Here is a 12,967-nt window from a genome sequence, read left to right as displayed (position 1 = left end):
TGGAAGGTCAGGGCGTGACCGTGGGGACGCGCAGCTCCACCTGCAGCTCGCCGAAGTAGGTGCCGGCCTGCTGGGTGGAAATGGGGACGCGCGGAATATCGAAGGTGATCGGTGTGGGCACGCAGAACACCGGTTGGCTCATGCCGGGCAACAGCACCAGCCGCAACTGAGCGGTATCGATGCCATGCAGCTGTTGCTCCACACCGTTGGGCATGGACACCGGGGCGCCGTTATGGTCCAGGGTGACGGTGTAATCCAGGCGACGGGTGTCGTCGCTGCCACCATCGGTATGCCAGAGCGAATAGCCACCGGGACCGGGCGGCTTGCCACTGCGGTCACGCACGGTCACGCCGAGGTACTGGGCCTGGGAGCCGAGTCCGTCGTAGAGGCACATCTCGAGTACGGTGCGTCCGCCGACGGTGCGGCCGATGGGGTCGTATGCGGCGTTTAGCCGAACCAGGGGGGCGATGTGGTGGAAGGCTGGGAAGTAGATTGAGACGGCGTTGCGGTCGGTGATGGTGAAATCGAATGTGAAGGAGTACTTCGCCAGTACTGGACCTGAAATGGTTGCGTGCATGTTCATAACCAGCGTTGCACTCCACTTTCCGGCAACCAAGCGCGCTAACTCTTCGCTTGGTATCAGCAAGCTGGTGCCAATGCCTGCGGACTGGTGACGACCGCAGACCTCCCGGACGGCCGACCAAAGCGGGCGGATAGATATGTCCCAGTAGTCGAAGTAGCACGAAGTTCCGGAGACTGGTCTTTGAAGGCTCCCGATCAGTCGAAACTCCGTCCGCATACCCGAACGCGCTTCAACGGCTTGGAGCCAAATGTCTCCGCTTCCGTTCGCTCCAAGATCCCAGCCGGATTCAGGACACTTTCCTTCGCTTGCGTTTGAACTGGACACACAGACCAGGTGTGCATCCGCGTAAGGAAAAGGAGAGCTTCCGTCATATGCCAACAGGGTTTTCGGTGCCCAGAGCACCACATCCCCCGGCATCGCCGACCGATCCCACGACATCACAATGTTCTGCGTGGCACTCACCGGATGCGTCTCCGGCGGCCGCTGCCCCCACGCCTTCGGCATCACCACCAACAGCGCCATCAGCAGCATCACGACCCACACACCGCGCCGGTTCATGGCGTGCCTCCCGCAGAGGCCGTCTGCGGCGTGGCCGCCAGCAGGGCCTGCTCCTGCAGTAATCGGGTTACCCGCGCCTGCTGGCGGATCTCCGCCGGCAACTGCGCCACGCCGAGCGGCTCGCACTGCACGGTGCCCACCAGCATCACCACGCTGCGTCGCTCACGCACCTGCAGCGGACACTGCAACAGGCGGTCCTCCTGCAGCAGGTACAAGGTGCGTTCGCGACGCGGGAAGTCGGCTACGAAGCCGCCGTTGCTGCCGGTGCCAGGCACCGGTGCATTGAGGATGCGGGCGCCGCCCAACGGCAACCCGGCAATGTCGCGCGCGTTGCCGATGAAGGTGTAGGTCACCTCGATCGGCACCGGCATCTGCACCAGCCGGCCGGGCGACAGGAAGACCGGGCGCGAGCCGCCCACGCCGGTCACGCGGATGGCGGCATCGCTGTTCAGGGCGCTGGCGTCCTGCACTTCGGCGCGGTGGCTCTGGTAGGCCGGCAGCGGCAACAGGCGGCGCTCGCCGAGTGCCAGCCGTTGCCGGCGCAGACCGCCCACCTGCAGCTCGGCGGCGACGCCGGTCAGTTCCAGATCGTCGGTGTCGTCCACCTGCACAGCCAGGCCGGCCTCGGCGCCCAGCCCGCCGCCCCAGTAAAAGCCGTGCCGGCCCAGCGCCAGGCCGGAGCTGTGGGTGGCACTGTAGGCCATCTCGGTGCGGCCGCGCTGCTGGTAGTGGGCCAGCGTGCCGCCGGTGTGGCCGATGCTGTTCTGCAACTGCGCGCTGAGTGCGGCGCTGTAGCGGTCGCTGTTGTTGCCACGCAGGTCCACGGTGGCTTCGCGGTACTGCGCCTCCACGTCCTGGCGCAGGGTCTGCCCGGCGCTGTAGTTGACCTCCGGCCGCGCGTGCTGTGGCTGGCGCACGTCCAGACCGTAGCGGCGCTGCGAAGTGCCGCGGTCACCGCGCTGCAGGCGGGTCAGACTGAGGTTGAGGAAGATGCCGCGGTCCCGGCCGTCGCGCAGGCTGCTGTGGCTCTGCTGCTGCCACACGCCGACGCGGGTGGAGATACTGAACTCCTGCCAGCGCTGCACGCGGTTGTAGCTGGCCTGCCAGGTGCGGGTGAGACTGGGCTCGCGGCTGTAGCGCTGCTCCGACGGCGGCAGCAGCGGGTCCAGTCCGGCCAACGGGTCGTCGATGTCCCCGCCAAGCAGTCGCCCGCGGCTCCAGGTCTGGCGCCGGGTATAGGCCACATACGCACTGCCGCCGGCAAGCGGCAGCGCCATCGAGGCACTGAGTGAATCGGCGCAGCCCAGCCGGTCGCGCGCGTCGTCCTCGAACTGGCAGGCCTTGCCGCGCATGCGCTGCTGGTACAGGTTCCAGGACGCGCGCCGACGGTACGACAACTGATGCTGCTGGCCGGTGCTGCCATCACTGCCCTGCAGGCCACTGAAGGTGGCGCGGATGTCCTGGGTGGCGAAGGCATGGCGCAGGTCCACGCGCAGCTCGCCATAGCTGACCCCGCCAAGGTCGGCGACACCGGCGGTGATGGCGGTAGTCCGCCCCAGCGGCAGGCGCAGTCCGGCCATGGCCGCCATCTCGCCGTCGAAACGGTCACTGCGGCGCTCGCTGCGGCGGCCGCCCTGCAGGAACCACTGCACGCTGCTGTTGGTCCAGTCGCCGCCCTTGTCGAACGGTGCCTCTTCGCTGCGCACCAGCACGCCGTCTTCGTAGATGCGCAGGGTCACGCTGTAGCTGCCGAACGGAAAGCGGCGGGTATCAAGCTGGTTGATGCCCGCCTGGAGGTAGAAGGTCTGCAGCAGGCGCTCGCCGTCGAAGGCATCCACGCGCGCGTCGCGCGCCAGCAGCACGGTCAGCGGCAGCGCCTGCACGGCAGCCTCGGCGTCCACGTAGGCCTGGGTGGTGCCCACGCGCAGGCCGGCGAAGCGGTCCATCGGCAGCAGGCTGAAGCTGAAGGTGCCGCCCTGGGGACTGGACAGGTTGCGGCGGTCCATGCGCCCGGCCTGCAGGTAGTGCTGCTGGCCCAGGTCATGGCGGTAGTAGGCGTTGTCGAACTGGAAATCCTGGCGGCGCCGGCTGCCGCGGTACTGCTGGCTGTTGAAGTTCCAGTCCACCGCGATGTGGCCGCGCTGCAGCACGCCCAGCGCGCCGGCACCTTGTGCGGTCAGCGCCTGGTAGCCACGGCCGCCACTGAAATTGACGGTCTGCTGGTGCAGGAACGCATTCTCGGCGTTGCTGCTGACCTGGTGGAAGCGATCGGCGGCCGGTTCGGCGCTGATCCACTGGCGGGCAACGAACAGACGCACCGCGCCTTCGCCTTCGTCGTAGAGAGCACGCACGGTGTTGGGATCCTCGGGTGGGTCGAGATAGCCACAGCCGGCGCTGCCGCCGCCGTAACGGCAGGCAAGATGGCTGTTCCGCGGGAGTGGCTCGGAGAGGGCCGGCAGCAGTGCTGCCTGGGCCTCGGGAGAGAGGTCGAGCGCCTCAAGTACGCGCGCCGGATCTTCCAGCTGCACGCTCTCAAGAGTGACGCGCACCGGCGACAGGCCCGCCGTGCGCCCGAACAGGCGCACATCAAGCTGCTCGGTCTGGCCGGCAACCAGGTCTTCAAAACCGGCGGGGACGCCGCCCGTGGCGACCAGCGGTGTGGCCAACGACAAGGCGAGCGCCAGCGCCAGCCGGGTAATGGCGGGTGCGTGAGCTTTCATGGGGAGTACGGCCTGAGGCCGCCGGCCCGGGATCCGGGCCGGCGTGGGGTATTACGGCGAAGCGGTCTTCTGCTTCATGGCGATGCTGACGATGCCGTCATAGGTACCGGCGACGGTCAGCGGGGCCTTGGTGGTCTGGGCGATATCCAGATCCATGATGAACGATGCACCCGGCAGTGCACCATCGAAGATATCCGAGGCCCGGAAGTCCTTCGCCGCGACGGTCAGCGGCGTCTTGTTGAGGCTGACGGTCAGTGGCACGGACGGGCCGGTACCGGTCTGCAGCACCAGCACCGGGTCGTGCATCACGTTCACTTCGATGTCCTTGCTTTCATCGTTGGTGAAAACACGAACGCGTTCGGTGACCGTGCGCAGGCCGTCACCGGGCACGTGGACCATCTCCATGGTGTCCGACAGCGGACTACCGTCCGCCTTGAGCAGGGCCAGCGTGAGGTCGACATCGGTGTAGACCTTGATGTGGGATTCGGCGGCGTTGGCCGACAGTGATGCTGTGCTCAGCGCTACAGCGAAAGCGAGCTTCTTGACGATGTTCATTGCGTTCGTTCCTTGGCAAGTGTGTCGTGGAGGTAACTGCCCGCGAGGCGTGGGGTGTCGCAGTGCGACCCTCGCAGACAGGGGGCAACGATAGGCGTGCAGGTTGCGACGCACCATGCAACAACTTGACTAATTCCCATGACGACCCGGAACTGCGAACGCGATGCGCACTGCAACGCAATGCTGTGCGCAACCGCCATGCGTGGATGCACTCGAGCACGTTGTCTCAACTGCTGCTCGGCGACAGCCCGACCGCGCGTGCGTAGTCCATTAGTTCGAACTCGGTCCGCAGCCCGAGGCGTTTCATCGCCGCGCCTTTCTGACGGCTTATGGTGCTCACGGTGCGACGATGGATGTCGGCGATTTCCTTGACCCCGAGGCCGTGCGCCAGCAACCGCACCACCTCGCTTTCGCGCGCGGTGAGCCCGCGCACGCGATGGATCGGCGGCATCAGTCGCTGCGCCAGATCAGCCGGATAATAGACCCCGCCGGCGAGCACGGTGTCCACCGCATCGATCAGCATCTGCAGGGCGCAGGTTTTGGCGAGGATGCCGCAGACGCCCAGCTTGGCGACCGCGCGCAGCACCTCCAGGTTGCCGAACGAGGTCACCACCAGCAAGGCGACGTCCGGATAGTCGCGGCGGATGCCGGCGAGCATGCGCAGGCCATCGGGGCGTCTACCCCAGGGCATGGAAAGATCGGTGATGACCAGATCGCAGCCGCGCGCGGCCAGCAGCGCTTCCAGCTGCTCGGCATCGGCCGCTTCACCGACCACGGAAAATCGGGCGTCGCCACTGAGGACGGAGTGAAGGCCGGTGCGAATGACCGGATGGTCGTCCGCAAGCAGAATGCGTTTCATGACGGGGCCTCAAAGTGTTGTGCGCGGACGGGACACAGGGGCTCGCCACACGCGACGGCGTGCAGGTCAGTTCCCATTTGGTCCATGGCCACCCAGCGCTTGGCTGTCAGCAGGTCGCTCCGGTTGAGCGCGTGCGTATCCCACGTGGTTGGATCGCACGATAGGGGTGCGCTCACGGGTCAGCCATGCATCAACTTGCATAATTTGAAATCTGCGCGCCCGGTTCCAGATGTGCTGATTCCGGCATTGAATCTCTATATCGGGGGCAGATGCGGCATGGGCATTCGTGACGAGACAGGGTCTCGCCACGGCGCGATGCCGGTCACGACAGCACTATCCGGGGACGGTCCGGAGATGGCGCAGAGCCTGTTTCGAAAGCGACACGGCCGGACCGTACTCGACCCCGTTGCGGGGGAGCGCCATGCGCCTTCTGCCGGTTGGCACCGTGCCGGGCAGCGGCACGGGCCGGAGCGCGTTCATCCGCGCAGCGTGGCGCCGCCATCCACGTACAGATCGCTCATCGCGATGTGACCGGCCTGGTCGGAGAGCAGGAACATCACCGATGCGGCAATGTCGTCCGGCGTCGCCAATTTGCGTAGCGGAATGCCCGCCTTATAGATATCGGGATTGCCATCGATCACACCTTGGCCACCCTGAGCGTCGGCCCACATGCCGGTCTGCATCGGGGTCAGCGTCGAGCCGGGGGCCACGATGTTGCAGCGGATCCCCAACGGTGCAAGCTCCAGGCCCAGGCAACGGGTGAACATGGTCGCCGCCGCCTTGGAGGCGGCATAGGCGGCCATCCCGTGGCGCGGGACACCCGCGGCGTTGGAGCTGACCGTGACGATGGCGCCGGCGCGGCGTGGACTCATCACGCGCGCCAACGCCCGGCAGACATGGAACACGCCGTCGGCATTGACTGCAAACACGCGTCGCCACTGCGCGTCATCGGTTGCGGTGACGGTACCGACCTGCAGCACGCCAGCCACGTTGACGCCGAAGCCGATTGGACCGATCTCCGTCTCGATCCAGTCGACCAGCGCCTCGACCGCAGCGGCATCGGTGACATCCAGTGCGCGGGCGTGGACGGGGGGTTGCCCTGCCCGGTGCTCAAGCACGGGCGCGGTGATGTCGGTAGCGACGACGATGCTGCCGCTGTCACTCAACAGAGTGACCAACGCTGCGCCGATGCCGCCGCTGGCACCGGTGACCAGGGCAATGGTGCCGGCAAATCCAGAGAGCTTCATGCAGGTGTCCTGTGTAGGTCGTGCCGCCGAAGGTGCGCGTCAAGCCAGGGCGCGATCTGCGCCACGGCATCGCGGCCGGTCAATTCAGCGTGCAGGTAAGGAAGGTCGATGGCCTCCACGCGGGCGGCATGTGCCTGCCACAACGCGGATTGCAACTGCGGGCGGGCAACATGATCGTGGCCTGCGCGCACGTGCAGCAGCAGGCCATCGTAGTGCGTGTGGTGATGGGCGCGGATCAGACGATTGGTGCCGGTGACGGCCCTGACCACGCCGTCCAGAACGACATCGGGAAGGTTGCCCAGCGCACTGTCGCCGCGGCGCAGGAAGGCCAGGATGGCTGCGCGGCTGTCCAGCTCGGGATGCGCTTCCGGGTCGTGCCCGGCGATGGCGAGCAAGGCGCGCAGCGCGGCGATCGGATCCGGCTCCGGCTCGGCCCGCCAGCACTCGCTGGGATAGGCGTCGAGCAACGCCAGCACACCGACCTGGTGACCGCGCCCACGCAGATGCACCGCCATCGCCTGGGCGAGGATGCCACCGACCGACCAGCCCAGCAGATGCACCGGGCCGGACCGACCCAACGCGAGAATGCGGTCGGCGTAGTCAGCCGCCAGTGCCTCGATGCTGCTGGGCAGCGGCTGGGTGGGGTCGAGCACGGGCGACTGCAGGCCGTGGACCTCGCGCGCCGGCGATAGCGTCCGGGCAAGATCACGATAGTTCCACGCGATGCCGCCGGCGGGATGGATCACATACAGCGGCGCGAGCGCAGCGTCGCCGCTCGCCAGCCGGATCATCGGCGCCAGGCCGTGATCGGTCGCCGTCGGCGGCGCATCGATGCGCGCCGCCAGCCCGGCCACGGTCGGGGCCGCAAACACCGCGCCCAGGCCGAGGTCGCAGCGCCACCGCTGCTGGATGGCCAGCAGCAGGTGCACGGCACTGAGCGAGTCGCCGCCCAGCGCGAAGAAATCGGCATCAGCGCAGACCGGTGCGCTCAGCGACAGCGTTTCGGCAAACAGCGTGGCCAGCGCCTGCTCGGTCGCGGTCACCGGTGCCACTCCCGTGGAGACCACCAGGGCGGGCGCCGGCAGCGCGGCACGATCCAGCTTGCCATTGGCGGTAACCGGCCACTGTTCCAGGGCCACCAAGGCGCTGGGCACCATGTAATCGGGCAGGCGCGCGCCCAGATGGGCGCGCAGCGTGTCCTGGTCTGGCCCATCGGCATTGACGTAGGCCACCAGCCGCGGCTCACCGGGTCGATCCTCGCGCAGCACTACCTCGGCGCGGATGACGCCGGGCGCCGAGCGCAGCGCGGCATCGATCTCGCCTAGTTCGATGCGCAGGCCGCGCAGCTTGATCTGATGGTCGTTGCGACCGAGGTACTCCACTGCCCCATCCTCACGCCAGCGCGCTACGTCACCGGTGCGGTACAGGCGGCCGCCGGGGACAAATGGATCGGCAAGGAAACGTTCATCGGTGAGGTCATCGCGGCCCAGATAGCCGCGCGCCAGCTGCACCCCGCCGAGATACAGATCGCCGGCGACACCCGGCGGCAGCGGCTGCATCCGGGCGTCGAGCACGTACAGGCGCGTGTTCCAGACCGGATGTCCGATCGGCACCGACGCGGAAGTGTCCTGCTGACTGGCCGGCCAGAAACTGACATCCACGGCGGCCTCGGTGGGCCCGTAGAGGTTGTGCAGCTCGGCCTGGACGGTGGCATGGAAGCGGTCACGCAGCGCGGCATCCAGCGCTTCGCCACTGGTGAACACGCGCCGCAGCTGCAGCCCGCGCGCGGCTGGCGCGGTCAGGAACGTCGCGAGCATCGACGGCACGAAATGCACCGTGGTGATGGCGTGCTCACGGATCAGCGCGGCCAGTGCCAGCGGATCGCGATGCGCCTCGGGCGGGGCGACCACCAGCGTCGCGCCGCTGATCAGGGGCAGGAAGAACTCCCATACCGAGACATCGAAGGTGGCCGGGGTTTTCTGCAGGATGCGGTCGTCGGCCTGGAAGGCATAGTGCTCACGCATCCATTCCAGGCGGTTGACGATGGCGCGGTGCTCGATCAGCACACCCTTGGGCTCGCCGGTGGAGCCGGAGGTGTAGATGACGTACGCGGCGTCGGCCGGCTGCGGCGTGGCGGTCAGGGCGGCATCCCGGTGGGTGTCCCACTGCGCCGGCGCGAGCACCGGTGTGCCCGCGAAACGCTCGCGATCCTGCGCCAGCGCCAGCACGCACACCGGTTGCGCCGAACGCAGGATCCGGGCCAGGCGCTCATCCGGGTGGGCCAGATCCACCGGCAGATACGCGCCGCCCGCGCGCAGCACCGCCACCAGGGCGATGATCAGCTCCAGCGAGCGCGGCAGTGCGACCAGCACCCTTGCCTCTCGGCCGACGCCATGGGCCTGCAGTTGCAGCCCCAAGGCACGGCTGCGCTGCTCCAGCTCGGCGTAGGTAAGGTGCTGCGTGCCAACGACCACGGCGATGGCCGTCGGCGTCGCCTCCATCCGTGCGGTGATCAGCGCGGCCAGGCTGAGATCGGGCACTGGATGCGCCGTGGCATTGATGCCATGCAGATAGCGCTGCGCTTCGGCGGGCGTGCACAGCGGCACCGAGGTGATCGTGCCGCCGGTGGCCTGGACGTCCAGCGCCGCCGACACGAAATGCAGCAGGCGCGCGGCATGCGCCTGCACCTGTGTCGGGGTGTACAGGGTGGGATTGGCCTCGATCTCCAGATCGAGCACGGCCGTGCCATCGCCACGGAAGCCGAGCGTCACGTCATCGACTGGACCGGTGGAGAGCACGTCCAGGGTAGCGGTGACGCCGGCCAGCTGCACCGGCCGATAGAACGGCTGCACGTTGACCAGCGGCCCATGCAGGCGACGCTGGCCGCCGATCAGGCCAAGGTCACGGCGCAGCTGCTCACCGCGGTAACGCCCGTGGCGGCGGCCGCGCATCAGGCGCAGGGCGACGTCACGCACGAAGGCATCCACGCTGCCCTCCCCGGCCGTGACCCGAAGCGGCAACACGTTCATCACCATCGCCGGCACACGGGCCGAGACGCTGCCGAGGCGGCCCATGAAGGGCACGCCGATGATGGCCTCGGCTTCGCCGCTGATCCGGCGGCAGTATTCGGCACCGAGCGCCGTCAGCAGGTCCGGCCACGGCTGGCCGATCGCGGCCGCGGCACGGTGCAGACGCTCGCGCAGGCCCGGATCAACGGGGTGTACGTGGCGCAGGGCATCCGGCGCGGCGGCAGCGAGACCGGCCTGCAGACCGGTGGCGGCCGGCGCGTCGGCCATGTGCTCATGCCAGTACGCTGCGTCGCGCGTGCGGCGCTCGCCGTCACGGTAGGCGGTGTCTTCATCAAGCGCGGGGGCCAGTGGTGCCAGTGCGGCATGTTGCGGGGTGCCTGCATACAGCGCGCAGACCCGCTCGGTGAGCAGACCCATGCCGTAGCCATCGGTGGCCAGGTGATGCACACGCAGATACCAGACGCTGCGCGCCGGGCCGAGCAGGAACAGGCGCTGCTGACTGAGCCGGTCGCGGGCGGGATCGACGGGGGTGAGCCGGTCACGCCGCATTGCCTCGCACGCGGCGGCGGCCGGGTCCGGCTGATCGCGCAGATCCACCACCTGCACGGTCGGCGCGTGCTGCGGGTCAACCCACTGCTCGGGCAGACCTTGTGCGCTCTCGACGATGCGCAGCGCCAGCGCGTCGGCTTCGCGCGCGGCCTGATCGGCCGCGCGGACGAACGCAGCGACCTCAAGCGCACCCTCGATCCACACCGCATGGGCGGTGTTGAACGCCGGATTGTCCGGCGCCACGCGCTGCGCATACCACAGCCCCGCCTGCGCCTCGCTCAGCCCGCGCATGATGGGCTCGGCCGCACCCGGCACCGCACGGGCATTCATGCGCTGGCCGCAGCCTGTGCCTGCAGGCGTTGCACCACCGTCCACCAGCCGCCCAGCGTGGCGTGCTCGGCCAGGTGGCTGAACTCCAGTGCGATGCCGGTGTTGCCCCACGCCAATACCAGTCCCAGCACCCGCATCGAATCCAGCCCGAGGTCCATCAGATTCTCATCGGTGCTGATGTCCTCGGGCGCTTCGCCGATCATCTCGGCGACATCGGCGCGCATGCGCTCCAGGGTAAGTACGGTCATGCCAGTGTCTCCAGCAGGTGATCGGTGGTCATCGCAACGCCGCAGGTACGGGCGATCCAGTGCAGGGCCAGGTCATGATCGGCACGCGAGAAGTCGGCGACGGCATCGGCGGCGATGAAGCTCTCGATGTCGCGCTGGAAGCCCTCGGCGACGGTGGCCGTGCAGCCGATGTGCGCGTACACGCCAGTGACCAGCAGCTGGTCGCGGCCACGGGCGCGCATCATCGTCTCCAGATTGCTGCGCTGGAACGCGCTGTAACGGTGCTTGACCAGCACATGGTCGCCTGGCGCCGGGGCCACGGCCTCGACGATGGCTTCGTGGTCCTCGGTGGCGGACATGCCCGGGCCCCACAGATCGGCCTGCAGGCCACGGTCGCGGCGATCCTGGTTGCCCCGCTGGGCGGTGTAGAACACCGGAATGCCACGGGCGCGGCAATGCACGAGCAGGCGGGCGATGTTGGCCACGGCCGGTGCCAGCGGCGCGGCATCCGGCGCGAAGGCGGCCAGGAAGTAGCGCTGCATGTCATGCACCAGCAGCGCCAGGCGCTCGGTCCGGGGCTGCCAGGCGCCGCGCGGCGTGGGCAGTTCGGCGTGGGTCGGCAGCGGGTACGGTTGGATCCTGGGCAGCGCCATCAGCGCGTTTCTCCTGTCTGTTGCATGAAACGTTCGCGCAGCTGCGCACGCAGCTCGCGGCGGCTGATCTTGCCGACCGCCGTGGTGCCGAAGGCATCGACGAACACGATCTGGTCCGGCACTTTGAACGCGGCCAGGCCGCGGCTGCGCACCCAGGCCTTGAGGCTGGCAGCCTTGGTCGGCTCGCCCTGGGCAATGATGAAGGCGCAGCTGCGCTCGCCAAGGTAGGCGTCGGGAATGGAGACCACCGCCGCATCGAACACGCTCGGGTGCGCCAGCAGATGGTCTTCGATCTCTTCGGCGGAGATCTTTTCACCCGCACGGTTGATGTGGTCGGTGGCCCTGCCCTGCACCACCAGATAGCCACCGGGGAGGCGCTGCACCCTGTCGCCAGTGCGGTAGAAGCCGTCCTCGGTGAAGGCACGCGCGTTCGCGGCGGGATCGTTGTGATAGCCGCGGATGGTGTACGGGCCGCGGGTAAGCAGGTGGCCGGTCTCACCGTCTGCAACCGGGTTGCCGTGGTCGTCGACCACCAGCACTTCGTCGTCTTCGCTGATCGGGCGGCCCTGGGTGGAGACGATGATCTCCTCGCTGTCGTGCAGGCGGGTGTAGTTGACCAGGCCCTCGGCCATGCCGAATACCTGCTGCAGGGTGCAGCCCAGCCCTGCGATCACCCGGCGCGCAGCCTCTGGCACCAGCTTGGCGCCGCCGACCTGCACCACCTGCAGGCTGGAGAGGTCGTGCGTGGTGGATGCTGCGGCCTGCGCCCACAGCAGCGCCAGCGGCGGTACCAGGCCGACACAGGTCACCCGCTCGCGCGCGATCAGGCCGAACGCGGTCTCCGGGCCGGCGCCCGGGCTCAGCACCACGCGGCCACCGGCGTACAGCGTGCCGAAGAACCCCGGCGAGCTCATCGGGAAGTTGTGCGCGGCAGGCAGCGCCACCAGATAGACGCTGTCCTGGGTGATGCCGCAGATCGCGTTGCTGGCGCGGAAGGAATACAGGTAGTCGTCGTGCGTGCGCGGAATCAGCTTGGACAGACCGGTGCTGCCCCCGGAGATCTGCAGGAACGCAACGGATTGCGGGTCAGGATCGGGCGGCAGCTGTTCGAGATCGCCCGCCAGCACCTCCAGCGCGGTGAACCCGGCCGCGTCACCGGCGATGATGACGTGCTGCACGTCGGGTACCTGCGCCTGCAGTTCGCGCGCAAGGGTGCGGTAATCGAACCCCTCGTAGCTGGAGGCAGCGATATAGGCATTGGCCTCGGCCTTGCGCGCGAAGTGCGCAACCTCGGTGAGGCGATGCGCGGGCAATGCATACACGGGAATCAAACCAGCGCGGAACAACCCGCAGACCACGGTCACGAATTCCGGCACGTTACCGAGCTGCACCACCACCCGGTCACCCGGGATCAAGCCCTGCGCGAGCAGGCCGGCGCCGATGCGACCGGCCTCCTGCCACAGCTGGCCATAGGTGAGGCGCGTATCGCCGCCGACCACCGCGATATCACCGGCGAAGCGCTCGGCGCGTTCGCGCAGGAAGCCCGGAAAGGTCTCGCCGCGCCAATGGCCGGCCGCGCGATAGCGCGAGACCAGGGCCGGCGGCCATACCTGGCGCAGCGGCACCCGGGAAGAAGAGAGGGATGTGTTCATGGACA

General features: G+C 68.2%; 9 protein-coding genes. All 9 read right to left on the bottom strand.

Annotated features, from left to right (window positions below; genetic code table 11):
* Positions 1 to 7 precede the first annotated feature (7 nt).
* A complete protein-coding gene (locus ABE571_RS00315) occupies positions 8 to 1,141 on the bottom strand; it encodes a CfaE/CblD family pilus tip adhesin (protein WP_346480930.1) in 1,134 nt (377 codons plus the stop codon).
* Complete coding sequence (locus ABE571_RS00310) at positions 1,138 to 3,861, bottom strand: TcfC E-set like domain-containing protein (protein WP_346492964.1); 2,724 nt, start codon at positions 3,859 to 3,861, stop codon at positions 1,138 to 1,140. The genes ABE571_RS00315 and ABE571_RS00310 overlap by 4 nt, the downstream gene beginning before the upstream one ends.
* Before the next feature lie 51 nt (positions 3,862 to 3,912).
* Entirely contained in the window at positions 3,913 to 4,416 is a 504-nt protein-coding gene (locus ABE571_RS00305) for a CS1 type fimbrial major subunit (RefSeq protein WP_346480928.1), read from the bottom strand.
* 226 nt (positions 4,417 to 4,642) lie between these two features.
* A complete protein-coding gene (locus ABE571_RS00300) occupies positions 4,643 to 5,275 on the bottom strand; it encodes a response regulator transcription factor (protein ID WP_346480927.1) in 633 nt (210 codons plus the stop codon).
* Positions 5,276 to 5,751: 476 nt separating this feature from the next.
* Complete coding sequence (locus tag ABE571_RS00295; RefSeq protein ID WP_346492963.1) at positions 5,752 to 6,522, bottom strand: 2,3-dihydro-2,3-dihydroxybenzoate dehydrogenase; 771 nt, start codon at positions 6,520 to 6,522, stop codon at positions 5,752 to 5,754.
* Positions 6,519 to 10,430 carry an amino acid adenylation domain-containing protein gene (locus ABE571_RS00290; protein WP_346492962.1) on the bottom strand — a complete coding sequence of 1,304 codons (3,912 nt, stop codon included), beginning with the start codon at positions 10,428 to 10,430 and terminating at the stop codon, positions 6,519 to 6,521. Before ABE571_RS00290 ends, ABE571_RS00295 begins: the two co-directional genes overlap by 4 nt.
* On the bottom strand, positions 10,427 to 10,678 hold the full coding sequence (locus ABE571_RS00285; RefSeq protein ID WP_346470985.1) for a phosphopantetheine-binding protein: 252 nt from the start codon (positions 10,676 to 10,678) through the stop codon (positions 10,427 to 10,429). Before ABE571_RS00285 ends, ABE571_RS00290 begins: the two co-directional genes overlap by 4 nt.
* Positions 10,675 to 11,310 (bottom strand): isochorismatase family protein, encoded by a 636-nt coding sequence (locus ABE571_RS00280; RefSeq protein ID WP_313212179.1) that lies wholly within the window; start codon positions 11,308 to 11,310, stop codon positions 10,675 to 10,677. The genes ABE571_RS00285 and ABE571_RS00280 overlap by 4 nt, the downstream gene beginning before the upstream one ends.
* Positions 11,310 to 12,962: an AMP-binding protein gene (locus ABE571_RS00275; RefSeq protein WP_346492961.1), complete on the bottom strand. Its 1,653-nt coding sequence runs from the start codon at positions 12,960 to 12,962 to the stop codon at positions 11,310 to 11,312. Before ABE571_RS00275 ends, ABE571_RS00280 begins: the two co-directional genes overlap by 1 nt.
* Positions 12,963 to 12,967: the final 5 nt, after the last annotated feature.

The sequence above is a fragment of the Stenotrophomonas sp. TWI273 genome, from assembly GCF_039674765.1.
Taxonomy (GTDB): Bacteria; Pseudomonadota; Gammaproteobacteria; order Xanthomonadales; family Xanthomonadaceae; genus Stenotrophomonas.
This window is presented reverse-complemented; position numbering and strand designations above follow the sequence as displayed.

Excerpts from the sequence above, each read along its gene's own strand:
- ABE571_RS00305 (WP_346480928.1), bottom strand. The coding sequence starts at position 4,416 with ATGAACATCGTCAAGAAGCTCGCTTTCGCTGTAGCGCTGAGCACAGCA.
- ABE571_RS00290 (WP_346492962.1), bottom strand. The coding sequence starts at position 10,430 with ATGAATGCCCGTGCGGTGCCGGGTGCGGCCGAGCCCATCATGCGCGGG.
- ABE571_RS00315 (WP_346480930.1), bottom strand. The coding sequence starts at position 1,141 with ATGAACCGGCGCGGTGTGTGGGTCGTGATGCTGCTGATGGCGCTGTTG.
- ABE571_RS00295 (WP_346492963.1), bottom strand. The coding sequence starts at position 6,522 with ATGAAGCTCTCTGGATTTGCCGGCACCATTGCCCTGGTCACCGGTGCC.
- ABE571_RS00280 (WP_313212179.1), bottom strand. The coding sequence starts at position 11,310 with ATGGCGCTGCCCAGGATCCAACCGTACCCGCTGCCGACCCACGCCGAA.
- ABE571_RS00300 (WP_346480927.1), bottom strand. The coding sequence starts at position 5,275 with ATGAAACGCATTCTGCTTGCGGACGACCATCCGGTCATTCGCACCGGC.
- ABE571_RS00275 (WP_346492961.1), bottom strand. The coding sequence starts at position 12,962 with ATGAACACATCCCTCTCTTCTTCCCGGGTGCCGCTGCGCCAGGTATGG.
- ABE571_RS00310 (WP_346492964.1), bottom strand. The coding sequence starts at position 3,861 with ATGAAAGCTCACGCACCCGCCATTACCCGGCTGGCGCTGGCGCTCGCC.
- ABE571_RS00285 (WP_346470985.1), bottom strand. The coding sequence starts at position 10,678 with ATGACCGTACTTACCCTGGAGCGCATGCGCGCCGATGTCGCCGAGATG.